Source organism: Nocardia sp. 2TAF39 (assembly GCF_052114905.1).
Classification (GTDB): domain Bacteria; phylum Actinomycetota; class Actinomycetes; order Mycobacteriales; family Mycobacteriaceae; genus Nocardia.
The window spans coordinates 1-26,056 of sequence record NZ_JBFRFQ010000015.1 but is presented as its reverse complement, the minus strand read 5'-3'; the positions used below and the strand labels follow the sequence as shown (position 1 = coordinate 26,056).

The following is a 26,056-nucleotide window of genomic DNA, read 5'->3' as shown; positions in this document are numbered from 1 at the left end:
CCCATCGACGAGGACACGAGGATGAACACCGTGATCGACAAGATCGCTTGGATCCACCTGAAAGACGGCAGGATCCTCAGCACCCGTTCACATGGCAAGGACGTGTACTACATCCCCGGCGGCAAACGCGAACCCGGCGAGACCGACCTCGACACCCTCACCAGAGAGATCGACGAAGAACTAGCCGTCACCATCGTCCCCACCACCGCCACCCACCTGGGAACCTTCCAGGCCCGAGCCCACGGCCACCCTGGCGGTGTCACCGTCCAGATGACCTGCTACACCGCCGACAGCCACGGGACACCCACCCCCAGCAGCGAAATCGACGAAGTCGTCTGGCTCACCTATGCCGACCGCGGTCGCGTCTCACCCGTAGACCAACTCATCTTCGACCACCTCCACCACACCGGCCGACTCCACTGACCGAATACCATCGACCGCTGATGTGCATACGTCGATGCTTGTGCATCGAGCTGCGCGATGGTTCAGGAGGCGGTGCGTTCCGCACGGAATCCGGGCATCCAGGTGCGCACGAGTTGCATGAACGGCAGCTCGGCGTCGAGTTGGGCCAGGATGCCGACGGACCCGCCGAGGACCCGGAAGATCATCACGAATTCGGCCGGAAGCTGGAGTGCCCGTGCGGTTTTCATCTCAGCGCTGGAGATGTCGGAGGCCCTGCCCGCCACCTGCTGCATCCACTTGCGGGTGAAGTGGAACGAGTCGGTCTGGATCGGGTCGGTGAACGGCCGCAGATAGTCGGCGATCTCCTGATGGGTGACGACCCGCCCGGGAATTACCCAGCCGTGGTCGTACATCAGCTCGGTGAGTTCGGCGAAGCGCTCCTCGACCGCCAAGGCCAGCATCCGGCCGAGCACCGGCGGGAAGCCGCCGGGCATCGGCGCACATGCTCCGAAGTCGATGACCGCGAGCTTGCCGTCGGGCAGCATCATGAAGTTGCCGGGGTGCGGGTCGGCGTGCAGCAGTTCGACGACCTCAGGGGCGGAGAAGTGGAACCGGCCCATCAGACCCGCGACGCGATTGCGCAGCGCGCGGGTGCCCACCGGATCCTCGGCGCCCCGCGCGATAATCGCGGAAACAGCGGTGCCATCCAACCATTCGGTGACGATCACCTTCGGAGCGCTCGCCACCACCTTCGGCACCACGATTTCGCCGTGCCCGTCGAAAGCCTTGGCGAAGGCACGCTGGTTGGCCGCCTCGTTGCGGTAGTCCAGCTCCTCCTCGGTGCGCTCGGTGATCTCGGCGAGGATCGGCTTCACATCCGAGCCCGGGATCACCGACGCGATCAGACCGGTCATCCGCGACAGCGTCTTGAGATCCGCGCGCAGCGCCTCGTCCGCGCCCGGGTACTGGACCTTCACCGCGACTGTTCGCCCGTCCGACCACACCGCCCTGTGCACTTGGCCGATGCTGGCCGACGCGGCCGGAGTGTCGTCGAATTCGCGGAAGCGCCGCCGCCACTGGGTGCCGAGCTGCTGGTCGAGCACGCGGTGGACGGTCGCGGCCGGCATCGGCGGCGCGGCGGCCTGCAGCTTGGTGAGCGCCTCGCGGTAGTGCTCGCCGAACTCCTCCGGGACCGCGGCCTCCATCACGCTGAGCGCCTGCCCGAACTTCATCGCGCCGCCCTTGAGTTCACCCAAGATGGTGAACAACTGCTGGGCGGCCTTCTGGTTGAGTTGGGCGTTGATCGCGGACTTGTCGCCTCCGGCGAGCTTCTTGCCGAACCCCACGGCGGCCCGCCCGGCGATGCCCAGCGGAATCTTGGCCAGCTTGGCATTTCGGGACGCAGGACGGCGCACGATCTCAGACACGTACCCATCATGGCGGACGGACCTGTGGATTTGCCATGGCAATCTTGATCACTCGCTACTTCCCGCGGCGAGACCAGCGGAAACATGGGCACACGCGCAGTCGGGGTGGCGAGCCCACGCGCGTCGGTCGAGGACATGCGAATCCAGATCCAACTCCACGGTGGCGTTGAGCGTGGCCGGTGCGCGGCGCGGGGAGCAATCCAATATCGCCTCGAGTTCGCCGAGCGCGACCGCGGTCGTCGCAGCGATGCCGGCGGGGGAGGCATGGCCCACCCGGCCAAGCAGTTGGGCGGCCAGGTGTGGCCAGTCGGCGTCGTTCTGGGCGCGGATCAGGTCCGCGCAGCGCAGGCAGCTGGTGACGCCGGGTAGCACAAGTGGCCCGATGACGCCCTTGTTGTCCCGGATGCGTAGTTGTAGATGCGGAATCCGGTGCAGCACAAGGTCGTTGACCAGCCGTGGGTCGGGCATCAGCGCGTCGGCGAGTACCACGAGGTCGGACCGCCACGTGCGCACCGCCGCCGCGTCGGGCGAATGGTCGCGCGAGCGGGTCGGGCGTACCCCGAGTGTGCGCAATCCGGCCGAGACCGCGTCCGACAGCGGGCCGAGCCCGTGCACACGCACCGCCCGGACCCGCCCGGCCCGATCCTCGGGGTGGTCGAGCAGACCGGCCTCGTCGATCAGAGTGAGCAGCGCCACGGCGCGCTCGGGATCGATACCGCATTCCCCGGCGCGCCAGATGATCTGTGGCCGGGTCCGCAGGCCGTCCAGTAGGCGCAGGAACGCGAGCACGGTCTCGCCGTCCATGTCCTCGGGGCCGAGCACCAGGGCGGTCTCCGGGTCCCACCCGAGCTGGACCACGCCGGTAGGGCGCACCAGTACGGTCACCCTCGGCCGAAGCCTCGGGCCGCGACACATCGTTGTCATGGTCAGAAGTATGCAAACCACGCGCTGCGCGACTCGCCCCCAAACCCGTGGTTATCCACAGGGTTTTGGTTATCAACAGGGCGGCTCAGGAGGACGTGCCGCCACCCTTTCCCAGATCGGGGCCGCTGTCGCGCTGCTCGCGCTCGGCCTGCTCGCGCGCCTCGGTCTCGGCGAGTTGCGCAAGCGGATCGTCGAACGCCGTGGTCCCGCCGCCGATCACCGAGTCGATGAAGCCGGCGGGTGAGTCCAGGTCATTCGTATCCGGCAGCAGATCGGGATGTGCCCACACGCCGTCGCGCGCGGTCATGCCCGCGTCGGTGGTGAGCCTGCGCCACAGCGCCGCCGCCTCGCGCAGCTTGCGCGGACGCAACTCCAGGCCGACCAGGGTCACGAAGGTCTGCTCGGCCGGGCCGCCGGTGGCGCGGCGCCGGCGCAGCGTCTCGGCCAGCGCGCCCGCGCCGGGCAGCCGATCGCCGACGGCGTCGGTGACCACGACCTGCACCCAGCCCTCGATCAGCGCGAGCAGCGTCTCCAGGCGCTCGAGCGCCTGCTTCTGCTCCGGCGTGTTCTGCGGCTCGAACGTGCCCTGCGCCAGGATCTCCTCGAGTTTCGACGGATCGGCCAGCGCCATCGGGTCGATGCCCTGTGCGGCCTGCTCCAGCGCGGAGAAGTCCATGCGGATGCCGCGCGCGTAGTCCTCGACCGCGCCGAGCACCTGCTGGCGGAGCCATGGCACGTGCGCGAACAGTCGCTGATGGGCCGCTTCACGCGCGGCGAGGAACACCAGGATTTCGCTCTCCGGCTGTTCCAGGCCCGCACTGAACTCCGAGATCGCCGCCGGCAGCAACGCCGCGGTGCCGGTGGGCCCCAGCGGGAGACCGATGTCGGTGGAGGTCAGCACCTCCTTGGCGAGCTGACCGAGCGCCTGACCGAGCTGCGAGCCGAAGGCGAGACCGCCCATCTGACCGAGCATGCCGACCATCGGCGCGGCGAACTCCCTGGCCTCCGCGGGAAGGGACGCCGTCCACATCCCGGAGATCTGCTCGGCCACCGGATCGCACAGCCGCTGCCAGGTGGACAGGGTCTGCTCGATCCAGTCGTTGGCGGTCCACGCGACGGTCTTGGTGGCACCTGCGGGCAGGGTGGTCGCGCCGTCCAGCCACAGCTCGGCCAGGTGCGCGGCGTCGGTCACCGCGCTCGTTGTGCTCGACGACACCGGCGCCACAGTCGAGCCCAGCTGCTGGCGAGCCAGTCGCTTGGCGACGTCGTAGTTCACCGGGCCGGCCTGGCCCGAGCTCGGCTGTCCCATGCCGCTGAGCATCTGCCCCAGCGAGGTCAGCATCTGTCCGAGTTGTGCAGGGTCGAACCCGCCCGCGCCGGACCCACCGATCCCGAAGCCGAGCGGATCGTTCGGACCCGGACCGCTCGGCTCGTCGCCGCGCTTGCGATCGTCGTCGTCGCGGTTCGAGAATCCGAAGGGGAGGTCACTCATATCCCTTACGTTACGCGTGAAGCACGGTGTCCCGATGTTCGCGCGGCGCGAAATCGGAGGACGCGCGCGACGGCGAAATGGCCGCCTGCGCCGCCCGCGGCGGCGACGATCACTACTGTGGTGCAGGTGAATCGTCGGATCCTCACTCTCGTGGCCGCTCTGATCCCGGTGCTCGTGCTGGGTGTCCTCGGCAGCGTGCTCACTGTGCCGTTCGTCGCACTCGGCCCCGGTCCCACCTTCAACACTCTCGGTGAGGTGGACGGCAAGGAAGTCGTGGACGTCAAGGGCGCGCAGGTGGATCCGACCACCGGGCATCTCAACATGACCACGGTGGCGGTGCGCGACGGGCTGAGCATTTTCGAGGCGTTCGGCTTCTGGGCCAGCGGCAAGCACGGTCTGGTGCCGCGCGCGGAGGTCTACCCGCCCGGCGTGTCGCGTGACGAGATCGACAAGTCCAACCAGCAGGACTTCAAGGACTCCGAGGGCAATGCCGAGGTCGCGGCGCTGCACTACCTGAACCTGCCGACTGTGGTGCTGCTGCGGAAGGTCTCCGACGACGGCCCGGCCAACGGGGTGTTGCGTGCCGGCGACGAGCTGCTCAGCATCAACGGCGCGCCCATGAGCGAGCCCAAGGACGTCGTCACCGCGGTGTCGTCGCAGGCGCCCGGTAGCCCACTGACCGTGGTGTACCGGCGGGACAACGCCGAGCAGACCGCGACGCTCAGCCTCGGCGCCCGCCCCGACGACGCGACCAAGGGCTACCTCGGGGTGACGCCGGGCGAAGGCGCGCGCCCGCCCATGCGGGTCGCCTTCAACCTCGCGGACATCGGCGGGCCTTCGGCAGGCCTGATGTTCAGCCTCGCGCTGATCGACAAGCTCTCGCCCGGTGAGCTGGACGGTGGCAAGTTCGTGGCAGGCACCGGGACCATCGATCAGGACGGCAAGGTCGGTCCGATCGGCGGCATCCAGTACAAGATGATGGCCGCGCGTGCGGCGGGCGCGGAGACCTTCCTGGTCCCCGCCGCCAACTGCAACGAGGCCGAACAGCGGAACCCGGACGGTCTGCGGCTGGTGAAGGTCGAGAACCTCACCGGCGCAGTGCAATCGCTCAACGACGTCAACGCGGGCAAGGACACCGTCAGCTGCGGGTGAGCCTCACTCCAGCGTGTGGTGCAGCGCCTCGATGAGGTTCGGCGCCAGGTTCGGGTAGGTGCGCAGGTCGAGGTCGCCGAAGTCGTCGGCGTCGTCCTCGGGACGCAGTTGTAGCAGGCACAGCGAGGCTCCGTCGCGCAGCGCCGCGGCGAACAGCCGCGCCTCCCTGCGCTCCGGATGCGCCTCGGCGGCGGCCCGGGCGGCCGCGTCGGCTGCCTCGTGGTCGGCGAGCAGCGGGGCAAACGCGTCGTCCAGCGTGGACTCGGCGGCCGGTGGCAGCACCACGATCTCCTGGACCAGCACACAGCCCCGAACGGCGGGGGGCCAGCTCGTGGTGGCCAGGAACTCGTCGAGCGCCATCGACCCGCCGGTCACATCATCCGGGAACGCCTCCTGGGCAACGGGAGTGAGCTCGTCTCCGGCGTCGAGCTGATCTATCAGCTCGGGCTGGGCCGCGACCAGATCGGCGGTGGGCACCAGCGCGAACATCTGCGGCGGCCGACCCCAACCCTCGGCGTCGACGAAGTCCGCCACCTCCCGGACGGAACGGGCGAGGACGAGTTCGGCGTGCAGGTCTGCGGTCACGGAAACATCCAATCAAACCGGCGTCCCGGACGGTCACGAACCCGGGTGATCGGTCGTCGCGAGCGGCAAGCGCAACCCTGGCAGCTGCACCGTGTCCGATTTCCGTAGAGTGGGCCGGGACGGTCCGGAAGGACCACCCGCAACATCGGACTGCGGCGCATCGGCCGGGCGTATCGGTGCGAGTGCCGTCTGACCTTGGAGAGTGGCATCGTGGGCATGCGGCCCCCCACCGGCTTACCTTCGCTGTCCCGACGCAGCCGTGTGCTGCTGGTGGCGGCCATCGTCCTTGCGGCATTGCTGTTACTCGGTCCGCGGTTGACGGACACCTATACGAACTGGTTGTGGTTCGGCGAGGTCGGCTTCCGCAATGTGTACCTCACCGTGCTGCGCACCCGAATCCTGCTGTTCCTCGTCGTGGCGACCTTCGTCGGCCTCGTCGTCTGGTTGGCGTTGCTGCTCGCCTACCGGTCCAGGCCGGTGTTCGTCCCGGTGGCGGGCCCGAACGATCCGATCGCGCGTTACCGCACCACCGTGATGAGCAGGCTGCGGCTGTTCGGCGTCGGCATTCCCGTGCTGCTCGGCCTGCTGTCCGGTCTGGTGGCGCAGTCGAATTGGGTGACGGTGCAGTTGTTCCTGAACGGTGGCTCGTTCGGCGAGAAGGACCCCCAGTTCCATCTGGATGTCGGCTTCTACGCCTTCGATCTTCCGTTCTATCGGATGGTGCTGAACTGGTTGTTCGTCGCGGTGGTCATCGCGTTCTTCGCCAGCCTGGTCACCCACTACATCTTCGGCGGCCTGCGACTGAGTGGGCGCGAGGGCACGCTCACCCGGCCCGCCCGCATCCAACTGGCCGTGCTCGCCGGGCTTTTCGTGCTGCTCAAGGCGATCGCGTACTGGTTCGACCGGTATGAGCTGCTTTCCAGCAGCCGCAAGGAGCCCACCTTCACCGGCGGTTCCTACACCGACATCAATGCGGTGCTGCCGGCCAAGCTCATCCTGTTGTCGATCGCCGTCATCTGCGCGATAGCGTTCTTCGCCGGCGTCGTGTTGCGTGATTTGCGGGTGCCCGCGATGGCCGCCGCGCTGCTCGTGCTGTCCTCGATCCTGGTCGGCGCGGTGTGGCCGTTGGTGGTCGAACAGTTCTCGGTTCGCCCCAACGCCGCCGACAAGGAAAGTGAGTACATCGAACGCAATATCGCCGCGACCAGGCAGGCGTTCGGCATCACCGACGACAAGATCGACTACAAGGACTACCTGGGCGAGAGTAAGAAGAGCCCGCTCACCGTTCCGGTGGACGCCGCGACCATCGGCAACGCCCGGCTGCTCGACCCGAACATCCTCTCGCCCACCTTCACCCAGCTGCGTCAGCTGAAGAACTTCTACGGCTTCCCGGAGTCGCTGGACATCGACCGCTACAACCTCGACGGCGACGTGCAGGACTACATCGTCGCCGCGCGTGAGCTGTCGCCCGCCGCGCTGAGCGGAAACCAGACCGACTGGATCAACAAGCACACCGTCTACACCCACGGCAACGGCTTCGTCGCCGCCCCCGCCAACCGGGTGAACAAGCCGCAGTCCGAGGACCCCAACGCGACCGGGGGCAGCAGCGACAGCGGCTACCCGATCTTCAATGTCAGCGACCTGTTCACGCCGTTGGACAAACAGCGGATCAAGGTTGATCAGCCGCGCGTCTACTTCGGCGAGCTGATCTCGCAGTCCAGCCCGGACTACGCGATCGTCGGCGCGATGGACAGCCAGCGTCCGCGCGAGTACGACTCCGACACCGCGCAGTACACCTACACCGGCAAGGGCGGTGTGCCGATCGGCAACTGGTTCAACCGCCTCGCCTTCGCGGCCAAGTACGCCGAACGCAATATCCTGTTCTCCTCGGCCATCGCCGACGACTCCAAGATCATCTACAACCGCAGCCCGCGCGAGCGGGTGCAGAAGGTCGCGCCCTGGCTCACCACCGACGGCAACGCCTATCCGGCCGTCGTCGGCGGCCGGATCGTCTGGATTGTCGACGCCTACACCACCCTGGACAACTACCCGTACGCGCAGTCCACCTCGCTGGAGGGCGCGGTCGAGGACAGTATCGACAAGAAGACCGGCAGGCTGCTGCCGCGCAAGTCGGTCAGCTACATCCGGAATTCGGTCAAGGCCACGGTCGACGCCTACGACGGCACCGTCACGCTGTACGAGACCGACTCGTCGGATCCGGTGTTGAAGGCGTGGCGCGGGGTGTTCCCCGGCGCGGTGAAGCCGGAGAGCGAGATCTCGCCGGAACTGCGGGCGCACTTCCGCTACCCGGAGGACTTGTTCAAGGTCCAGCGCGAGATGCTGACCAAGTATCACGTGGACGATCCGCGCGAATTCTTCACCAACAACGCGTTCTGGTCGGTGCCCGCCGACCCGACCACCGAAGGCGGGACGACCGCGAACCAGCCGCCGTACTACGTGCTGCTCGGCGACCCGCAAACGAACAAGCCGACGTTCAACTTGACCAGCGCCATGGTCGGTTACAACCGGCAGTTCCTGTCGGCCTACATCTCGGTACGGTCGGACCCGGACGGGTACGGCAAGTTCACTATTCTGCGATTGCCCACCGACACACAGACATTGGGTCCGCAGCAGACGCAGAACCGAATGACGACGGCGCCGGAGGTCTCGCGCGAGAAGACACTGCTGTCCAACTCGAACAAGATCAAATATGGCAACCTGCTGACCCTGCCGATCGCCGACGGCGGGATCCTCTACGTCGAGCCGTTCTACAACGAGCGCAACACGGGTCCCAACACCGCGACCTTCCCGCAGTTGTTGCGGGTGTTGGTGAGCTATCGAGACGAAGCGGGCAGCGTCAAGGTGGGCTATGCCTCGACGCTGGCCGAGGCATTGAACCAGGTGATCCCAGGGGCCGGTGCACTGGCGACGCCGTTCGGCGGTGATTCGGGTACCAGGCCGAAACCCGGCACGATTCCGCCGCCGGTCGATCAAGGCAGCGGGATCGCCAACGGCGCAACCCCACCGCCCGCGGTCACCCCGCCGCCGTCGACGGGATCATCCTCCGGCAAGGACGCGGCGGCGGCCGAGTTGAACCGGAAGATCGAGAACGTGCGCAACGCGATGCGCAGCGGAAACTTCCAAGACTTCGGTAGGGCGCTGGACGAGCTCGAAGCCGCCGTCAAGGCATATCAGGACGCTGGACGCTGAGGGTAGGCCACTGCGCGTGAGATAGGCGCGGCGGGCGAGTTAGGCGGCAGACGCACGAAATGGGGCTGCGATCCGGAGGGATTGCAGCCCCATTTCGTGCTGGTGGATCGCCGGTGTCAGCGGCCGAGCGAGTCGACGATCGCGCTGTTCTGCTGCAGGAGCAGCTGATAAGGGCCTTCCAGGCCGTACTGCTTTGCCAGCTCGCCGGCGGCTGACTTGGCCTGCTCGACCACGGACTCGGCTTCCTCCTGGGAAGGCGCGGCGAGGGTCTGCTCCGGCACCGCAGCGGGCTCGGGCTCGGAGGTTCCCGGACGCAGGTACTGACCGCACACCGGCCACGCGCCGGGGCCTTGCGTGTCGAGCACGTTCTCCGCGACGCGGATCTGCTCGTCCTTGCTCGCGGTGTGCGCGGAGCCGTGACCGCCGTTGGCGGCCCAGGTGCTCTGGGAGAACTGCAGACCGCCGTAGTAGCCGTTTCCGGTATTGATTCCCCAGTTGCCACCGCTCTCGCACTGCGCGACACCGTCCCAGTTGTGGGTCGGTGCGGCGGAGGCCGTAGCGGTGGAGAGTGCGAACGGGACGGCAACAAGAGCGCCGGTGACGGCGGCGAAGCCGAGGGCGCGGGTGCTGAACTTCCGGTTCTCAGTCATGGTGGTTTCCCTCCCTGCGCCCGCCGGCACGGCGATGGTGCATGCCGTGTCCCTGTCCCCAGGTCGTCGGGGATCCTCGAACCGCGGGACAGGGTCACCGGTGTTCGGCGGTTCGAGTTCGAGCCCATCACGGTTGATCCGGGCCGTGGACTGAAGGTAACGAAGAAATCTCAGCAGATCACATCTCGATAACGCCTGAATTGCATGACGCGAATAACTCGAATATCGGCGTGTTTGCAGGTGAAAACGGCACCAACACGCCGTTGGGACGGTAAGTGATCGCATCGTTATGTGATCGAGATCACTATGAAATAGTGGGCCCTGTCACGTTTGAAATGCTCCTCTGGTGTCGACTGCGCGCGGGCGTCGCGGCGGCGGGACTTGACGGGCCATTGCCCACCGCTGTGATCTGGGTCTCTCCGGCTGTCGATCGCACGACCGCTTGCATGCCTTCTCTCGTCGGTGAACCGGGCGGATTCCCTTCTGACCTGGCGATTTGCAGAGTCCGTGAACCCGTGTGTAATGTTGTGTTCACCGACGCGGGGTGGAGCAGCTCGGTAGCTCGCTGGGCTCATAACCCAGAGGTCGCAGGTTCAAATCCTGTCCCCGCTACAAGCGAAGGCCCCCGGAGAACATCTCCGGGGGGCCTTCTTCGTGCCCCTCTCTCGGTCGTCCAACCTCGGCTCGCCCTACGTCTGGGCAGTTCTCGATCGGCGAGCAATTACACACGTGGAATTCGGGATCGGCGCGGACGCCGCATCAGCTCCTCAGCGCCCAGGGGATCGCCGACCTGCTCCGTTGACCTCTGACCCGATTCGAATCAGTCGATCGAATTCGTGTCCAGAACGGCCCACGGTTATGCGGACTCCCGTGCGAATACGGCGGAATGATATCCCGTACTTTTCCGAAAGCGATTGGGGCATAACGGGACAGCCGACACCGGCCGGCGCCCGCGCCCTCGAAAATTGCTGTCGGGCCGTCACCGGTGATCCATGCCTGATCGGCGATCCACGCCGCCAGCTCGGCCTCGGCTTCGGCGAACCCCACCAGCCCGTACTCGGCCGCGATCTCGGCCTGATGCTCGAACCGAGTCGTACGCCGCACCACATACTCACCCAGGCACGACGGATCATCGATCTCCAACTGCTCGCCGAGATAGGCCACCAACTCGGCCGGCACATCGATCGGATCGGTCAGAAACATCCCCAGATAGCGGACCGTCACCACCTGCACCGCGAACCCGAGCCGGTTGTAATCCCGGCGCCGCGCCGCGATCAACCGCCGATCTACATCATCCAGATAGCAGAACCGCTCCAACTCCACCCGGGACAACACACCGAAACGCCCGTACCCGGGCACACCCGCATCAATCACGCCGACATGAAATCACCAGCTCAACAGCATGATTCAGCCCACGGACGGCAGCCGCGGGCGTCGAGGATCCGGTACGCGGTGCTGATGGCCCGACGCTCGGTTGAGCGTTGGTGACTTCGGCGAGGTAGCGGTACAGGGTGGCGCGGGAGACGCCGAACGCGGCAGCGACCCGCTCGATAGGCTGGTCGGCGGCCAACGCAGCACGGGCGGCCGCCAGTTGGCCGTCGGTGAGCTTGCGCGGCCGACCGGGCTGCTTGCCTTTCGCGGCAGCGACTTCTCGGGCGTGCGCGGCGCGTTCACGCATGAACACTCGCTCCATGTGCGCGAACAGCGCCAGCATCGCCACGGAGAGTTCGGCCATGCCCGAGGTATCGGTGGTGTCGATCGGCAAGGGATCCCGCAACGTCTTCACCCCGACACCGCGTTCGGTCAGGTCATGGATGACGTTGAGGCACTCGCGCAGGTTGCGGCCGAGCCGATCCAGGTTGGTCGCCACGATCGTGTCGCCGGGTCGGGCGTACTTCAGCATCTCCGCGAACTCCGGGCGGTCGATAGTGGCGCCGGTCTTCTTGTCGGCGTAGATCTGGTCGGCCTGGATCCCGTGCTCGGCGAGTGCGACGAGCTGGCGTTCGAGGTCCTGGTGGGTGGTGGAGACCCTCGCGTAGCCGAGGTCCATCAGCGTCCTGCCGCAGTGGCTGATGTCTGGCGCTGGGTAGCGGTGACCGAGAGCGTGTGGTCGACCGGGAGCACCGTGACCGGGTGGGCCGGGTGGAGGCCGAGAGTGAGTTCACCGATAGTGCTATCGGTCCCCACGCGCAGCCGGATGCGCGCTTGCCCTTCGAGCCGCGATTCGGCCAGCGCCGTGAGCGGGCCCGCGATTACGGCGACCCCGGTTTTGACGGCGATGGTACGGCCGAGGTGATCGCTGGTGAGTGCACCTACATGGATCTCGTGGGAGCCCTCATCGAGATCGGGCACAGCCCGTAACCGGGGGGCGAGAGGTATAGCAGGGAGCAGCATGGGTTCCTCCTACAGCAGGATTTCTCATAATCTTACTCCGTAGCAGAGTTTCACGACGGTGTTTCGAGACAAGATTTCGAGACTTTGTGAGCTGGGAGTCCTTCGGCGGCAATAGTGCGATGCCGCATGACGATGTCAGTGGCGTGAGCTGGAGAAACGTCACCGCCTGTCAGTGGTAGGCCGCACGAAAATGTCAGTGGATGCCGACGGTCTGACGGCATCTCCGCAGGTCGGCTGGTGCTGAACGGAACTGTCGGTGCCCACCAGCTCGGGTGCTGATCACCCACGGGTGTCGCGGCGGCGTCGAGCGGCGCGCATCTCGGCGTCGGAGACCTTGTCTGCGAGCAGGGTGTAAATCTGGGTGGTTTCGGTGGAGGCGTGTCCGAGACGTTTGCGGACGACCTCGATGGACACGCCAGCGTTGATGAGTTCGGTGGCGTGCGAGTGGCGCAGCTGGTGGATGTCGATGTCGACTCCTGCTGCGGTGCAGTACTTCTGCCAGCGGTGGTGGGCGGCCGAGTACGACAGCGGCCCGCCTTTGCCGTTGATGCTGGCGCGGAACATCGGCCCGGTGGTGTAGCCGGTGCGCGCCAGGTACAGCTTCACCAGCCCGACGTAGCCGCGGTCGTCGAGCAGTACGGTGCGCACGGTGCCGCCCTTGCCGTGCACGCGGACGTGTTCGTCGTCCAACGCGAGGTCGAAGTCCTCGACGTACAGCTCGCACGCCTCCGAGGCCCGCGTCCCGCACTGGTAGGTGGTCTCGAACAGCACGCGGTCGCGCAGCACGTCCAGCGGCACGCTCTTGCGGGGCCGTCGCGCGCACATCGCGTCCAGGACGCGGAAGATGCGCGGGGCCGGGACCGGTCGCGGCAGCGTCTTCGGGACGCGCACGGTGTCGACGCGGTCCATCGGATTCGCGTCGAGCCGGTCGTGGCGTACCGCCCATCGGCAGAACGCCGACACCGCCGCGCGTTTGCGTTTGCGGGTGGCCGGTGCCTGGTGTGCGATGTCGGTCAAGAACTGCCGAACCGGTACTACGTCCATCACCTCGAGGTCGCCGTCGTAGTACTCGGCGAATGCCAGCAGATCCCCGCGGTAGGCGCGAATCGTGTTGGCGGGCTTGTTCGCATTGCCGAGATCGACGAGGAAGTCCTCGATATGGTCCGGCAGAGGACGGAAGGGTTCGGCGTCGCTGTTCACACTGCTGGGTCGGCGTCGTCCTGGTAGCGCAGCTCCCAGCCGAGTGTGGGATCGTCGCCGTCGTAGTGCAGCACGCACCCCTGCGCGAGGTGGTTCATCCGTCTCCCGACATCGCGGCGTGCGGTGCCCAGGATGTAGACCACCTTGCCGTTCTCGGGACCGCCGACCACGGTGGCCTCGAACGCCTGATCCTCTACCGGCGGCACCACCTGTCCGGCGTGGGCGAAAACCCATCCAGTGGACCGCTCTTCGAGTACATAGCGTTCCCGGGTGTCGGCGGCACCGACACCTCCACGGCGGAGGCCGCGGGTCGGCCAATCGAATATCGCGCCCACCTCCAGGCCATCTTCCATGTAGTCCTGCTCGTTCACATCGCCGTCAAGAGCGCCGCCTTCGAACTGCACTCGCACCAGCCCGGGCAATTCCATGTCTGTCCGCCGTTCTTCTGCTCGATCTCGTCACCCTGGAGTGCCCGCGCGGTCAAGGTTGCCCGATAACTAGGAAATGAGCGGTCGGGCGATCGACGAGTTCCGCCAGGTCGTACCCGCCCATCCTAGCCAATATTGCCCGATAACCGTAGTTATCTGGCAAGCCTTACCGTCGGTGTCGATAGACCGGCTCCTCGATCGGCACCAGATCCGGCTCACGCGGAACGCGTTGGAAGGTCGGCTGATTGGGCCGCCGATGTGGTGGTTTGCGGGTGAGGGGGCGTGATCGGGGCGGTAGTCCGCGCCATAGGATCCCGGTCTGCCAGATCCAGTTCTGGTGCCAGGGATGGCGTGCGGGAGTGGTCAAGCCAGTTTCGGTGAAGGTGTCGCGCAGTATCTGGCCGAGCGCGCCGAGGCCACCGGCGAGCAGAAGTCCGCCGGGTTCGGGTGCCGTCTCTTGAAACAACAGCGCCGCCTCCAGAAGCGGCCGCGCGGCGGGCGGGACCGGCCAGACACACAGGCGCGTGGGATCGGTGCGGTCGATGGTGTCGATACCGACGAGAATGTCGAAGGCGTAGGCCAGGCAGGTGATCGTCTTGAGCTCTCGCACGGTCGCGCCAGTGAACAGCGAGATCGCGACCGCCGCAGCGTAGGCAGGGTTGGCGGTGCGGGTGCGGATACGTTCGGCGAGTTGGTGATCGAACGGGGTGGTGGTCATGCCCGGTCCGACGCTGTAGGCGAGGTTCGGCGGCAGTTCCAGCGTGATGCCGTGCAGCTCGAATCCGACCTGTACACCACGCAGTCGGGTGAGGGTGGTGTAGCGGCCGGGGCTGTCGGCGACGGTGGCGGCCAGCAATCGGAACAGGGTCAGGGTTTCGTGCCAGTGCGCCAGACCCGCGTCGGGGCGGCATTCGTAGAGCCTGCGCAGGTGGGCATGGCGTGAGTGCAGGGCCTGCAGCATCCGCTCGGCGTAGTCGGCGTCCTCGGTGCCGAGCCACACTCCGGAGCCCTCGTCAGTGTGGGCGTGCGCGCACGAGTGGCCGGTGTGGGAGCTGATCCACGCGCAGGTGGTCTCGATCGCCCCGGTGTAGACCGCGTCGACTCGCGCGAACTGCTCGGGGGCGAGGGCGTCGGCCGCGTCGGCCCGGAAGGTCCGCACGCCGGCGTCGGGCACCTGCGGCAGATCACCTCCGGCAAGAGCGGGCATGGTGGTCGAGGCGACAGCGATCTCGTCCAGAACCACACGGGGATCCTCGATGAGGCGGTGCGTCAGCTGGTCGAGGGCAAACTGTGGGTGTCCGAAAGGGCCCGGGTGGTGCCAGGCCAAGACCAGATGCACGTCGGCGGAGCGGCGCACCCGCAGTAGCCAGGCGAGCTGGTCGGGGGTGAGGGTATGGGCGCGCAGCACCACCAGATGCCGCACACGCAGGGCTCGGAACCAGGCCAGCACCGCACGCGACAACGGCTCGACCGCGGCCACCTTCTCCGGCGCGATCCGGGTGATCGAGCACCCCAACGCAGCCGCGACGTCGGCGGCCAAGGCGAGTCCGGACTTCGTCGACGGCGTCGGATGCACCGTGACGGTCCCCTGCGTGGAGTTGTGCGCGGCGAGTAGAGCGTGGGTGAGGGTGGCGGTGTCGGCGGCGTCGCGCAGCACGGTGACCGGCCGGTGCGCGGGAGCCTCGATGTTCAACTCCTCGGCCAGATTGTCGTGCCATCGGGAGGTGTTCACCCCGCCTGTCCCGACAGTTTGGAGAACACCCAGCCCATCACTTCTTCGTCGACCTGGGCGCGGTCGAGCCGAGTGAGCGCGCGCACGGTGTGGGAGGTGATCTTGGCCCAGGCACGGAAATTGCCGTGCCCGGCGTGGGAGTCGGCGAAGGCGATGGTCTGCGGGTCGGTGTTCTCCCATACTGGGTGGAAGGCAGGGATCACCCGCAGCACCTGCTCGGGTGTCATACGCCGGAATTCTTGCCAGACATAGACTCTGGAGGACAGCATCGGTTCACGGCGCAAAACTTGGTAACAGTCCCCGCCGCCGACGAACACGATCGCGATGTCGGTGCGCCGGTCGTCCCACAGGTGCCGCCAGTACTCGAAACACTCCCGCGAGAGCCATTGCGCCTCATCGCATACGAGCACCCGGAAGCGTTCGGAAAGAACGTCTTTGAGTACCTTGTCGAACTCGATCGGCTTGCGTGGCGGTGCTCCGCCGATCGCGAGCGCGTCGAACAGCGTGTGTCGGATGTCGCGCGGCGTAGGGCGGGCCCGGAACTGCACCCGGCACACCGTGTCCGGGGCCAGCTCGCGCAGCGTGGCGTTGACCGACAGTGTCTTTCCGACACCGGCGTCGCCGTGCACGCACATCATCGCCTTGGCGTCGATCACGTCGGCCAGGTTGTCCTTCATCAGCAGCAGCGCGTCGGTGGCCACGATGTGCGCGCCCACCAGACCGAGGAAGTGATCGGCCGCAGCGTCGAGGTCGGCGCCCGGATGCGGTGGTCGAGTCACGGTTGCTTCTTTCTCCCGCTGCGGTGGTGCACCTCATCCAGATCGATCGGCATGACCCAGCCCGGCGCGGGCGGCGGCAGCGGAATCAAGTCCGGGCGCGCCCACCGCGCCAGGTCCGCGTCCTGCTCGTCGCCGCGTTCCCGGTCGGCTTCGGTGACGGTCATCGCATCCAGGCGTTTCGCCGGGGCCGGTGTCGTCGTGGCGGCATACCGGGTGCGGCGAGCACGTTCGGCCGCCGACAACTCCGATCGCAACCTGGCCGCCTTGCGGTCGCGGGTGCGGCGGACCGCTGCTTTGGTCGCCTCCGATGCCCGGTCGGCCAGCTCGGCGCGGCCCAGATGCGCACCGGTGCGGACGTCGAACACCTCGACCTCGTGATCGTGGTGTGGCATGTAGCGCAGCCGGACCGTGGTCCCGACACGGCCCACCATCCAGTCCGCGATGTAGAAGCGGCGCCGTCCGAACCCAACGCCCTTGGAGGTGATCTTGCGGTGGCGGCGGTCGTCCTCGAGGGTGAACATCCATAGCTTCGCCTCGTCGGCATCGTGGATTGGCGTCGCATCGGCCAGCCACGACGCCAATGGTGTCCGGCCGCCGAGCTCGTCGATGACGTGGTCGCGGTTCCACCAGCCCACCCATGCCAGTAATTCGGCGACGAATGCCTCGAACGTCAGCGCGGGCTGGTCCGGATCGACCAGCGCCCCGCTCGCCTGGGTTTGCCGGTGGGTGTAGCGCGGCAGGCCTGCGAACAGCATCCGATCGACCGCGCCGTTCACGGCCTCGACGGTGCCCTTCAAATGTGGTGTGTATCCAGGCAAGTCGACCACCCGGACCGCGAACGCGCCCATCGCTTCGCGCACCGTCCGTGACAGGAAGTCCTTGCCCTGATCGACACGCACCACGGCGGGCAGGCCACCTGTGGGCCCGTACGGTTCGCTGCGCGAGATCGCCGCGCGCAGCGCCGCCAGGATGCTCTCGCGGCTCGGCGCCTGCGGTGTCACCGCGACACCGAGAATCACATCGTGGGCGGCATCGATGAACCACGTCACCCACGGCTTCACCAGCTGTCCATCGACGTCGACCTGTACCGTGGCCTCGACGTGATCGGCTTCCCACGCTGCATTCCGGTGGGTGGCGGGACGCTGCAAGAACACATCAAAGCGGCGGCGGGCTCACTCGCCGTACCGCAAGCCTGCTCGCTCACCGGGTGTCAAATCCCGCACAATGGCCCGCTGCACCGTCGACACGCTCGGCGCCGGCGGACCACCATGGGTGGCCTCTGTGGCCAGCTCGCGCTGCAGCGCTGCTGCATTGCCCCGCCAGTACGCCAATCTCACCCGCAGGTGGTCATCGATTCGGAAACGATTCCGTTGTGGCGGGGCGAGGTTGCGCCGACGGACAGCAATCCACCGCCACACCGTGCGGTCGGACACTCCCAGAGTTTGCGCCACCATCCCCACGTGCGTCCGCGACAACGCGTCCTGTTCGGCCAGTTGCACAAGCCGGTCCACGGCGGCCTGACGCAGCGCGCGTACGCTCTCGTCGACCATCGCCGGTCCTCCACACCAGTGCCCCATGCGACGACCGCGCAGCGGCCCTCGACAATCAGTGCACCGCAATTCGATCACGTAGTCGTCGCCGGTGCCGGATGTTCCGAGAATCCGCCACACCCAGGTCCTGGAACATCTACTCTCCGCGGCCTTCTCGGCCCCGGACGCGGACGGAGTCCCGCGACGGCAGCCGTTCGGGACGTTGCAGGACAGTTACCGACGAGTCCGGTAGGGACGGCGCAGGCGGGTGGTGCGGACCTCTGGACGCAATCGTGCATGCCGTACACAAGGTGATTGGTACAGTCGAATTTCCTTGTGTACCTGTCGATTACCGGGAGTGCTTGTGCGGTCATGGCGACGTTGTCTGGATGCGGCAGGGGTGCACGATCGCGCGGCGCGTGCCGACTATTCGGCGGCAGCGCGGTATCTGTGGCGCAGGGAGTTCGCCGGCTGGGGGTCGGTGCGGGTGTTGTCTCCGCCGGAGAGCCGGCCGCACCTGGTCGCGGCGGTGGCATTGCTGCGCTATACCGACGACCTCAGCGACAGCGGCCCCGTCGAGGGGCGGGCACAGCGGTTCGACGAATGGGCCGCCCATGTAGCGGCCGGGCTGGATACGGGTAGTTCGGGGCATCGGTTGTTGCGTCCATATCTGCACTCCGTCGCTTTGTTGAATCTGTCGCGTACGTGGATCGACGCGTATCTGGCGGGGACTCGCATCGACCTGGACTTTCCCGGATTCGCGGAAGAGGCGGACTACCAGCGCTATATCGACACGGTTTCGCTGCCGAGCTTCATGCTGGGCCCCGAGGCCATGCCGGGCCTGGCCACAGACCAGAACTTCATATCTTTGGCCCGCTCACTGGTCGACGGTGGGCAGCGGGCGGACTTTCTCACCGACATGTTCGAGGATCTGCGGGACGGGCGGTTGTGTCTGCCGGTTTCCGACCTCGATCGGTACGGTGTGTCGCGGGCGGATCTGGAGCAGGGACGCGACACCCCTGGGGTGAGGGCGTTGATATCGGCCACGGCGAGTTCCGCGCGTGCCTCGCTCGTGGCCAGTGAGCAGATCCTCGGTGAAATCGCCCCGGAATTTCGCCCATTCTTTCGTTTTCTGATCGACTTGTTCCACGAGCGTCTGGACGATGTCGAGGCTCGTGGGGCGGCCGTCTTCCGTCGCCCCTACCACGATGCGGTGGTGAGGTCGATGGCGTTAGTGGCCCGCTGCCGGCGTATGGGTGCATCGACGAACAACACCCGACCTGGCCACCCGGAACTCGACGGCGCTGCGCTGCGGCCGTCCTGAGCGGTCGGTCACCACGACTGCTACTCCATCACCGGGGCCGAGGAAAAGGGCCGCTACACCGGGATATTTTCACGCCAACGGCCGGGGAATCTCTGTGGCCGGGCATGAGCTGCCGGACACCGGCGGAAGGAAGCGTGGACGACGCTGCCAGAGGTTGCCGTGTTGCGGATGCGGGATGTGTGGAAGGGCCTACCGACGTCGGCCGGTGTTGTGTGGGGTGACACTGGATTTGTCGCCCGGTCGGCTCGTCGGGATCGTGGGGAAGAACGGCACGGGTAAGAGCACGCTGCTGCGGATCCTGGATGCAGAGCGCGGTCACCTCCGTCGAGATGAGCCTCATCCCGTACGGCTACCTCGCCCTGGGACTGGCCTGGGCTGCTGCCACGGCCGCGACAGGTATCACGGCCTTCACGGTGCGCACCTGCTCACACCGCGGCCACCACACCATCGCCTCGACCGGCCCCGCCATGACCGACGACATCACCCGGAACACCCGAACGCGCCCGTCCAGGGCTGTCTGAGCAGCGACGCGGACCGCCGCCTGCGGGCACCCCGGTGAACGGTACCGGGTACCCGGGTTCCAGGCGGCCAGGGCGGCCCCTGTTGGTGTCTGTGCTTGTCGCGAGCGGATACCCCAGGCCCTCGAATCGGCGTGTGACGAGGACCGGGGTCCGTGGAGCGGAAGGTGTGTGGGGTCGTGGGTGTTATGGCAGGGCCGCAACCGGGTCGGTGGCCCGGTAGTAGTAGATCTCACGGCGCAGTCGTTCCAAGTCCGGCTCCGGAGCTTCGGAAGGGTGGGTTTGGGTGTGCCGATCGTTCTGCGGCACCGACTGCGTCAGGTTCGTCAGGGCTTCGAAGATCGTCGCGTAGTTCTTCCCCTGGCCGGACAGGCCGGGAAGGACGCGCAGCAGCGCGGGGATGTAGCGGATCACCGCGTCGAGCTGGGCGCGGTGATCGGCGAGCTGGCGCTGCACCTGCGCGATGGCTTCGCTGCGGCTGCATCCGTTCTCGTGACGGACCGCCCGGACCAGGTTGTAGGGGACGTGGTCGGCCTCGTCCTGATCGAATCCCACCAGGTCGTTCTCCACGAAACCCACCCAGAAGGCGAGTTCCTCGAGGCGGCGGATCACGGGGTGGCTGCGCAGCTTCGGCGGTAGTTCGATGTCCTGGTACACCTCCAGGGCGGCGATGGCGAAGTCGAACCCGCCGGTCGCTTTCCGTAGTGGCAGCCAGTCGGCCACCGAGGGGATGTAGCCGTTGATGCGATGGTTCGCTTCGCGTTCGGCGGCTTCGAACCACTGCTCGAGGCTGTCGAGGAACTGCTGCTGCCAGCGGGCGCTGCGACCCTCGCGCAGGCGTGGCCACAGACTCGCCCACGCTGCCGGAACCGCGCCGGGCCGCCACGGTTTGTCCGGGTCCTGGCGCAGTGTTGCCACCGAGCCACGCCGCAGCGCGGTGATGGCTTGCGGATCCCTCAGCTGCGGGTCCTCGAACAGGTCGTCCCATACAAGGCAGAGCATGCCCATACTGATGACGGTTTGTTTCTGGGCGGTGTCCGCGGGCAAGACTGCGCTCAAGACTGCCATCAGCTGGAACGCCCCTGCCCACCGGCGGTGGTCCAACTCGGCCGCGGAGGCGGCAAGGCCGGTGTCCACCAACCAACTCCTCACCCACGACATGGTCTTCGGCGAGGAGCTATGGCCGTTGATCTGGGGCGGCTGCGCCGAGGTCTCGGAGGCGGTCGGTCGAGCAGTTCGCCGGTCGAGTATGGACCGGGTGTAAGCGGTCATCGCGTGGGCCGCGCGCGGGTCGACGGCCACGGCGGCGAGTTGGCCGATGGCCTGGTCCATGAATTCATCGGCCACCTTCTGCGCTTCCTCCACGGCGCCGGAGGCGAGGACGAGTTCCCGGGCTCGGGTGGCCTCCTCGGCCGTCATCGCTCTGCGCAACAGGCGGGCAAGATCGCGGTCGCGAGCGGCCGCGCGGATCACGGGAAGGGTGTAGATGCCCTCGGGCAGATCCGCGTTGACGGGTTTGCCCATTTCCTCGGCAGTCGAGGTCAGATCAAGGATGTCGTCGTAGAGCTGGTAAGCCAGCCCGAAGTGCCGACCGAACCGCGCCAGCGCTTCCTCGTGCTCCTCGGATCGCCTGGCCTGCATGGCGCCGACCCGGCAGGCCAGCGACAGGACCGCGGCGGTCTTACCGTCGATGGTGTCCAGGTAGGCCTGCTCACTGCGGGACGTCACATACAGGTCGGCGGCCTCGATCACCATGCCCGCACACATCTGCTTGCTCGCGACCGTTCCCGCCAGAACCTCGCGCAAACCGAGCTCGGCCAGCAGGTGCATGCTCTCCATCATCACCGAATCCCCACCCAGTACGGCCATATGCGGACCCCACACCGCATTCGCGCTGGGGCGACCCCGACGCTCATCCGCATGATCGATCACATCGTCGTGATACAGCGACCCCTGATGCAACAACTCCACCGCGGCCGCTCCGCGCACCGCCGGGTCATCGGCCGGCGGCGCGGGATCGGTGAGCAGGTAGTACGACAGTAACGTCAATGTCGGACGCACCAGGCGACGCGAGGTGTCCGGACCTTGGTCGGTGAGTGCGGTCAGCTCGGGCCTGTCCGGAAACTGCACGGGCCCGAGAACGTTAACGGACACGGTCCAGGTCCGCCTCCAGATGAGGGAAGACGGAGGAAACGATTTCACGCGGCATGCCCACGCTCCTGACTGGTGATATCGGTCGTCTACATCGTCGATCCAGGGAATTGTGACACCGCCTCACCCGGAAGATGTTGGTGTAAGCCGATTTTGACGTCACCGGCACGGCTTCGGCTGCCCATCGGCACAGACCGGTCACAACCCACCACAATGCCCGCGCCGGCCAGCCTTGGCGGGTGCGGTCGGTGATCAGTTCGCGGAGGGAGTCGATCAGGCGGCAAAGCAGCGAATAACGCGTCAACCACACGGCGGACAGTCGTGGGATTGCACAGCAATCCGAATGGCTGGGAACGACTACAAGGCAAGCCCCGGCCGAACAACTGGACTACCGACTGATAGCTCGCTGACGTTTTGGTGCGGCGTATCCGCTGACATTTCCGTGCGGCCTCTCACCATTGGCACGATCCCGCGAGGAGGTACTCAGGCCCGCCGTTGTGGCCCCGAGCCGGCCCGTGGTACCACACCGTCCAGCAATACGTCGAGGAAGCGGTTGGCCTGAGACGGGTTCCCGGCGCGGGCAACGGCGGTGGTGAGGGTCAGCAACTCGGTCGCGTCGAGGTCGGAACGAACCGCTCCGGCGTCCTGCGCCGCAGCGAGCAGCGGGGCGGCGGCCTTGTAGACCGCGCGGTGCCAGGCTGCGATCTGCGGCGGCTCGGCGTCGGCGGGGCCTTGGTAGTCGGCCATGAACGCCTCGCCTAGCACTCGGCTGTTGGTGATGTGGACGACCACGTCCCGGAGCCAGGCCAGCAGCGCCTCGCTGGGCTCCCGCGATGCCGCCAGGTTGTCGGCGCTTTCGCACAGCGTCTGGATCTGCTGGTCGTAGACGGCCTCGATCAGCTCCCCCCGGGACGGAAAGTGCCGGTACAGCGTGGCGTTTCCGATCCCAGCGGCCTTGGCGATGTCGTCCAGCGACGCGGTCACGCCGCGTTCGTTGAGGACGGACTCGGCGGCGGACAACAGACGTTCGCGGTTGCGCTGTGCGTCGGCCCGACGTGGCGGTGGGGAAGCCATGCGGGCCATGGTACTTGCCAACCGGGGATCAGTCCCCATATTGTCGACGGCAACAACCAGGGACTGTTCCCCGTTTTTTGAGAGGAGAACCCGTGACCGACACCGAGGGGCCGGCGGCCGTGGTACAGGCGATCATCGCCGGCCGGGATGCGAACGACACGGAGGCGAGCCTGCGGCTCATCGCGCCAGAATCGCTCGACCAGGGCAGGCGGGTCACCCGCGAGGACTGGCGGCGCAAATGGGAGCTGATGCGGGTCGGCTGCCCCGACATGGAAGTGATCACCGAGCACAGCGTGGAGAACGGCGACTGGGTCGCCAACCGGTACACGATCCGCGGTACCCATACCGGCGACTTCTTCGGCGCCGCCCCCACTGGCAAGCGCTTCGAGATCAATGGCATCGACATGGTCCGCGTCGTCGACGGCCTGCTCGTCGAGCACTGGGCGTACGCCGCACCGCTCCCGAACGGCGAATGACCCGTCGGAGCGGCGTCTGTAGCAGGGGCTCGGATCGAGACAGTTGACCGAACTCGTCAACGCCTGGCCTGAGGTGGCGAAGCTGTGTGGTGTTGGGGTACGCCCCAGCCGGGCGGGTAGGAGTTGGAGGTGCTGCAGGTTCTTTGCGCTGTTGGTCGATCGGGATGGCTACGGGGACGGTGTTTTTCGGCTACATTGATGGGGTTCACCAAGGTCGGCGGTTGGCCGGAATCCGGGGAGTGGGAGGTTTGCTGAGGTGGATCCTGTGACGGCAGCGGTGGTTACGGCGATCTCGGCAGGTGCGGGGGCGGGGGTGAAAGACACTGTGGCGCAGGTGGTGAAGGACGCCTATGCCGGGTTGAAGAGTGTGATCTCGCGCAAGTACAAGGATGTGGACGTGTCGGGGGTAGAGCGCAAACCCAGCTCGGAGAGGAAGAAGGCTTCCCTGGCTGAGGATCTCGAAGACGCCGGCGCCGCGGGGGATGCGGAGCTGGCCGCCGCGGCAGTGGCGGTGCTGGAGGCGCTGCAGCAGCATGCTCCGCATGTCGTGGTGGGTGCGGAGGTTCGTTATCACATCGCCGAGGCGTTGAAGATCACCGATATCGACTCGACCGGTGATGGGGTCCGAGTGACCGGTGGCACGATCAGCGGCCCGACCGAGATCAGCGGAATCCGCGCGGGGTTCCAGGCGCCACCGGACCCCACCACGGCGCGGAACTGATCCCTGGCAGCAGCTCCGCGCCACCCGCCCCCACCGGCGGCGGGAAGGTCGACATTGTCGGGAGCACCTTCTACGGTCCTGTCACGGTCAACACATCAGACCGCGCGGTGGTGCGGCGGTCGTTGCGGGAGCTGGTCGGTGTATTTGGTCGCGAGGACCTGCCGACGATCGGTGAGGTGGACCCGTATCTGTTGGGGGCGACGAGTTCGGTGTTCGGTGGGCCCGACGAGCATGGCGTGCGTGACCGGTATGTCGCGCGGACAGCGAACCAGGTCGATGCCCGGCTGGCCGAGGCCTTGACCGGCTGCCGGATGGTGATCGTGGTGGGGCCGTCCAAGGCGGGCAAGACTCGCACTCTGTTCGAGGCGGTCCGCGCCTATGACCCGGCTGTGCGAGTGGTGTGGCCGGTCCACGATGGGATCGGTGAGCTGGCTGTCCACCCTCGCCTGTCCGGTAGCGAGGACCCGGTCGTGGTGTGGCTGGATGACCTGCACGAGTATCTGTCCGGTACGAATTCCCTTACCCCTGCTGGGCTGGCCGGGCTGACTGCTCGCCGGGGGCGGACGCTGGTAGTCGCGACGTTGCGGTCGGAGATGCGCGCCCAGATCAAGAGCGAGGGAGAACTGCAGCGCGACACCCGTTTGCTGCTCGAGCAGGCACTGCTGATCGACTTGGCCTCCACCAGTGAGGATCCCTACGAGCAGGCCGCCGCGATCCGCCTCTACCCCGGGCAGATTTCCGCTGGCCACGGTCTGGGGGAAGCGCTGGCAGGGGCGCCGGAGCTACTGGCACGCTATGACGACGCCAAAGCCACAGACCCGGTGCAGCACAGCGTGATCGCGGTCGCAATCGACTGGGCGCGCATCGGGCGACCGGACCCGATCCCCGAGCTCGTTCTCACCGGCCTCACCGTGCGCAGAATGCGAGTGAACAGGCCGGAGATCGACATCACCAGCGAGACGGTCCGTGCGGCGATCACCGGTGCCCGTACACCGCCGACGGGTGCCGGGCGGGCCGCTGCGCTGCACACCAGCTACCTCAATGGCGACGACACCCGTGGATACCGGCCCTTCGACTATCTCGTTGCCGCTGACGACGGACAAGGCCACCGCACCCCACGCCCCATCCCGGATACGTTCTGGGACACCGCAACTCACGACTCCGACACCGATGTCCTGATCTCGGTCGCGAACACTGCCTACCAGCGCGACAATAAAACCAGCGCGCTCGCACTGCTGCGTCGTGCTGTGATTACCGGCCACGTTGGCGCGATGGCCAACCTGGGTGTTCTGCTCTACGAGCGGGGCGAGATCACGGAAGCGGAATACTGGTATCGGAAGGCTGCGGACGTCGGCGACTTCGACGCCATGTACAACCTGGGGGGTCCTGCTCCAGGAGCGGGGTGAGGACGCCGAAGCGGAATCCTGGTGGCTGGCAGCAGCCGCCGGCAAACCCGCTGCGATGTACAACCTGGGAGTTCTGCATTACGAGCGGGGTGAGGACGCCGAAGCGGGATTCTGGTGGCGGGCAGCAGCCGCCGGCGGCGGGTCCGCTGCGATGGTAAATCTGGGTGTTCTGCTCCAGAAGCGGGGCGAGGACGCAGAAGCGGAATTTTGGTATCGGAAGGCTGTGGACGCCGGCCACTCCGCTGCGATGGTAAATCTGGGTGTTCTGCTCCGGAAGCGGGGCGAGGACGCAGAAGCGGAATTTTGGTATCGGAAGGCTGTGGACGCCGGCCATGAGGTTCACCCCGGGTAGTGGACACCGAGTTAGCAGGATGATGGTTCTGCTGGTAAGGATGTCCGTTATGCCTCCTCGTAAGCGTCGGTCGTTCTCGGCCGAGTACAAGGTCGAGGCTGCTCATCGGGTGATCGATTCCGGTCGCTCG

The 26,056-nt window shown here is 66.8% G+C and carries 23 protein-coding genes, 1 tRNA gene and 2 pseudogenes; 11 read left to right on the top strand and 15 right to left on the bottom strand.

What is annotated here, in order from left to right; translation table 11 throughout:
- Nucleotides 1-21: 21 nt before the first annotated feature.
- On the top strand, nt 22-423 hold the full coding sequence (locus tag AB4Z47_RS11690; protein WP_441950241.1) for an NUDIX hydrolase: 402 nt from the start codon (nt 22-24) through the stop codon (nt 421-423).
- Between the two features lie 62 nt (nt 424-485).
- Here the strand turns inward: AB4Z47_RS11690 and AB4Z47_RS11685 are convergent, their stop codons facing one another.
- The 3 genes from AB4Z47_RS11685 to AB4Z47_RS11675 form a co-directional block, all read right to left on the bottom strand.
- A complete protein-coding gene (locus AB4Z47_RS11685; protein WP_441950239.1) occupies nt 486-1,829 on the bottom strand; it encodes an ABC1 kinase family protein in 1,344 nt (447 codons plus the stop codon).
- A gap of 48 nt (nt 1,830-1,877) precedes the next feature.
- A complete protein-coding gene (locus tag AB4Z47_RS11680) occupies nt 1,878-2,753 on the bottom strand; it encodes a hypothetical protein (RefSeq protein ID WP_441950237.1) in 876 nt (291 codons plus the stop codon).
- Nucleotides 2,754-2,838: 85 nt separating this feature from the next.
- Complete coding sequence (locus tag AB4Z47_RS11675) at nt 2,839-4,245, bottom strand: zinc-dependent metalloprotease (RefSeq protein ID WP_441950235.1); 1,407 nt, start codon at nt 4,243-4,245, stop codon at nt 2,839-2,841.
- Nucleotides 4,246-4,371: 126 nt separating this feature from the next.
- Here AB4Z47_RS11675 and AB4Z47_RS11670 point away from each other — a divergent pair, with 126 nt between their 5' ends.
- The gene (locus tag AB4Z47_RS11670; protein WP_441950233.1) at nt 4,372-5,397 is read left to right on the top strand and encodes a YlbL family protein; all 1,026 of its coding nucleotides are present in this window, start codon (nt 4,372-4,374) and stop codon (nt 5,395-5,397) included.
- Between the two features lie 3 nt (nt 5,398-5,400).
- Here AB4Z47_RS11670 and AB4Z47_RS11665 read toward each other — a convergent pair whose 3' ends face one another.
- Nucleotides 5,401-5,982 (bottom strand): PPA1309 family protein, encoded by a 582-nt coding sequence (locus tag AB4Z47_RS11665; RefSeq protein WP_441950232.1) that lies wholly within the window; start codon nt 5,980-5,982, stop codon nt 5,401-5,403.
- A gap of 210 nt (nt 5,983-6,192) precedes the next feature.
- Between AB4Z47_RS11665 and AB4Z47_RS11660 the strand changes: the two genes are divergently transcribed.
- A complete protein-coding gene (locus tag AB4Z47_RS11660; protein WP_441950230.1) occupies nt 6,193-9,192 on the top strand; it encodes a UPF0182 family protein in 3,000 nt (999 codons plus the stop codon).
- Between the two features lie 116 nt (nt 9,193-9,308).
- Here the strand turns inward: AB4Z47_RS11660 and AB4Z47_RS11655 are convergent, their stop codons facing one another.
- The gene (locus tag AB4Z47_RS11655; RefSeq protein ID WP_441950229.1) at nt 9,309-9,842 is read right to left on the bottom strand and encodes a transglycosylase family protein; all 534 of its coding nucleotides are present in this window, start codon (nt 9,840-9,842) and stop codon (nt 9,309-9,311) included.
- A 538-nt stretch (nt 9,843-10,380) separates the two neighbouring features.
- Here AB4Z47_RS11655 and AB4Z47_RS11650 point away from each other — a divergent pair.
- Nucleotides 10,381-10,454 (top strand) — tRNA-Met (locus AB4Z47_RS11650).
- Between the two features lie 147 nt (nt 10,455-10,601).
- Here the strand turns inward: AB4Z47_RS11650 and AB4Z47_RS11645 are convergent.
- The 8 genes and pseudogenes from AB4Z47_RS11645 to AB4Z47_RS11610 form a co-directional block, all read right to left on the bottom strand.
- A complete protein-coding gene (locus tag AB4Z47_RS11645) occupies nt 10,602-11,216 on the bottom strand; it encodes a DUF4158 domain-containing protein (protein WP_441950228.1) in 615 nt (204 codons plus the stop codon).
- On the bottom strand, nt 11,209-11,892 hold the full coding sequence (locus AB4Z47_RS11640) for a recombinase family protein (RefSeq protein WP_441950226.1): 684 nt from the start codon (nt 11,890-11,892) through the stop codon (nt 11,209-11,211). Before AB4Z47_RS11640 ends, AB4Z47_RS11645 begins: the two co-directional genes overlap by 8 nt.
- Nucleotides 11,892-12,236: a hypothetical protein gene (locus AB4Z47_RS11635; RefSeq protein WP_441950225.1), complete on the bottom strand. Its 345-nt coding sequence runs from the start codon at nt 12,234-12,236 to the stop codon at nt 11,892-11,894. Before AB4Z47_RS11635 ends, AB4Z47_RS11640 begins: the two co-directional genes overlap by 1 nt.
- 279 nt (nt 12,237-12,515) lie before the next feature.
- Nucleotides 12,516-13,436: a tyrosine-type recombinase/integrase gene (locus tag AB4Z47_RS11630; protein WP_441950223.1), complete on the bottom strand. Its 921-nt coding sequence runs from the start codon at nt 13,434-13,436 to the stop codon at nt 12,516-12,518.
- Nucleotides 13,433-13,864: a hypothetical protein gene (locus tag AB4Z47_RS11625; RefSeq protein ID WP_441950221.1), complete on the bottom strand. Its 432-nt coding sequence runs from the start codon at nt 13,862-13,864 to the stop codon at nt 13,433-13,435. Before AB4Z47_RS11625 ends, AB4Z47_RS11630 begins: the two co-directional genes overlap by 4 nt.
- A gap of 166 nt (nt 13,865-14,030) precedes the next feature.
- Nucleotides 14,031-15,596, bottom strand: a complete 1,566-nt coding sequence (locus tag AB4Z47_RS11620; protein WP_441950220.1) for a hypothetical protein — start codon at nt 15,594-15,596, stop codon at nt 14,031-14,033.
- Nucleotides 15,593-16,375 (bottom strand): AAA family ATPase, encoded by a 783-nt coding sequence (locus AB4Z47_RS11615; protein ID WP_441950218.1) that lies wholly within the window; start codon nt 16,373-16,375, stop codon nt 15,593-15,595. Before AB4Z47_RS11615 ends, AB4Z47_RS11620 begins: the two co-directional genes overlap by 4 nt.
- Nucleotides 16,372-17,886, bottom strand: a pseudogene (locus tag AB4Z47_RS11610) (Mu transposase C-terminal domain-containing protein). Before AB4Z47_RS11610 ends, AB4Z47_RS11615 begins: the two are co-directional and overlap by 4 nt.
- Nucleotides 17,887-18,304: 418 nt before the next feature.
- On the opposite strand from AB4Z47_RS11610, the gene AB4Z47_RS11605 reads away from it, so the two are divergent.
- The 3 genes and pseudogenes from AB4Z47_RS11605 to AB4Z47_RS11595 all read left to right on the top strand — a co-directional run bounded on the left by AB4Z47_RS11605 (nt 18,305) and on the right by AB4Z47_RS11595 (nt 19,749).
- The gene (locus AB4Z47_RS11605; RefSeq protein ID WP_441950216.1) at nt 18,305-19,228 is read left to right on the top strand and encodes a squalene/phytoene synthase family protein; all 924 of its coding nucleotides are present in this window, start codon (nt 18,305-18,307) and stop codon (nt 19,226-19,228) included.
- A gap of 175 nt (nt 19,229-19,403) precedes the next feature.
- Nucleotides 19,404-19,490: pseudogene (locus AB4Z47_RS11600) on the top strand (hypothetical protein); the annotation flags it as partial.
- A gap of 40 nt (nt 19,491-19,530) precedes the next feature.
- Complete coding sequence (locus AB4Z47_RS11595; protein WP_441950565.1) at nt 19,531-19,749, top strand: hypothetical protein; 219 nt, start codon at nt 19,531-19,533, stop codon at nt 19,747-19,749.
- A gap of 183 nt (nt 19,750-19,932) precedes the next feature.
- On the opposite strand, the gene AB4Z47_RS11590 is transcribed toward AB4Z47_RS11595, so the two are convergent.
- Both AB4Z47_RS11590 and AB4Z47_RS11585 read right to left on the bottom strand, forming a co-directional pair.
- Nucleotides 19,933-21,876 (bottom strand): polyprenyl synthetase family protein, encoded by a 1,944-nt coding sequence (locus tag AB4Z47_RS11590; protein WP_441950215.1) that lies wholly within the window; start codon nt 21,874-21,876, stop codon nt 19,933-19,935.
- A 504-nt stretch (nt 21,877-22,380) separates the two neighbouring features.
- Nucleotides 22,381-22,971 (bottom strand): TetR/AcrR family transcriptional regulator, encoded by a 591-nt coding sequence (locus tag AB4Z47_RS11585; protein ID WP_441950214.1) that lies wholly within the window; start codon nt 22,969-22,971, stop codon nt 22,381-22,383.
- Nucleotides 22,972-23,063: 92 nt separating this feature from the next.
- Here AB4Z47_RS11585 and AB4Z47_RS11580 point away from each other — a divergent pair, with 92 nt between their 5' ends.
- The 4 genes from AB4Z47_RS11580 to AB4Z47_RS11565 all read left to right on the top strand — a co-directional run bounded on the left by AB4Z47_RS11580 (nt 23,064) and on the right by AB4Z47_RS11565 (nt 25,926).
- A complete protein-coding gene (locus tag AB4Z47_RS11580) occupies nt 23,064-23,447 on the top strand; it encodes an ester cyclase (protein ID WP_441950213.1) in 384 nt (127 codons plus the stop codon).
- A 265-nt stretch (nt 23,448-23,712) separates the two neighbouring features.
- Nucleotides 23,713-24,168, top strand: a complete 456-nt coding sequence (locus AB4Z47_RS11575; RefSeq protein WP_441950211.1) for a hypothetical protein — start codon at nt 23,713-23,715, stop codon at nt 24,166-24,168.
- Nucleotides 24,169-24,344: 176 nt separating this feature from the next.
- Complete coding sequence (locus AB4Z47_RS11570) at nt 24,345-25,574, top strand: tetratricopeptide repeat protein (protein ID WP_441950210.1); 1,230 nt, start codon at nt 24,345-24,347, stop codon at nt 25,572-25,574.
- Nucleotides 25,575-25,629: 55 nt separating this feature from the next.
- Nucleotides 25,630-25,926 (top strand): tetratricopeptide repeat protein, encoded by a 297-nt coding sequence (locus AB4Z47_RS11565; RefSeq protein ID WP_441950209.1) that lies wholly within the window; start codon nt 25,630-25,632, stop codon nt 25,924-25,926.
- Nucleotides 25,927-26,056: the final 130 nt, after the last annotated feature.

Coding starts and splice junctions, on each gene's coding strand:
- AB4Z47_RS11690 (WP_441950241.1), top strand. CDS start 22: ATGAACACCGTGATCGACAAGATCGCTTGGATCCACCTGAAAGACGGC.
- AB4Z47_RS11680 (WP_441950237.1), bottom strand. CDS start 2,753: ATGACAACGATGTGTCGCGGCCCGAGGCTTCGGCCGAGGGTGACCGTA.
- AB4Z47_RS11675 (WP_441950235.1), bottom strand. CDS start 4,245: ATGAGTGACCTCCCCTTCGGATTCTCGAACCGCGACGACGACGATCGC.
- AB4Z47_RS11655 (WP_441950229.1), bottom strand. CDS start 9,842: ATGACTGAGAACCGGAAGTTCAGCACCCGCGCCCTCGGCTTCGCCGCC.
- AB4Z47_RS11640 (WP_441950226.1), bottom strand. CDS start 11,892: ATGGACCTCGGCTACGCGAGGGTCTCCACCACCCACCAGGACCTCGAA.
- AB4Z47_RS11635 (WP_441950225.1), bottom strand. CDS start 12,236: ATGCTGCTCCCTGCTATACCTCTCGCCCCCCGGTTACGGGCTGTGCCC.
- AB4Z47_RS11625 (WP_441950221.1), bottom strand. CDS start 13,864: ATGGAATTGCCCGGGCTGGTGCGAGTGCAGTTCGAAGGCGGCGCTCTT.
- AB4Z47_RS11595 (WP_441950565.1), top strand. CDS start 19,531: ATGCAGAGCGCGGTCACCTCCGTCGAGATGAGCCTCATCCCGTACGGC.
- AB4Z47_RS11585 (WP_441950214.1), bottom strand. CDS start 22,971: ATGGCTTCCCCACCGCCACGTCGGGCCGACGCACAGCGCAACCGCGAA.
- AB4Z47_RS11565 (WP_441950209.1), top strand. CDS start 25,630: ATGTACAACCTGGGAGTTCTGCATTACGAGCGGGGTGAGGACGCCGAA.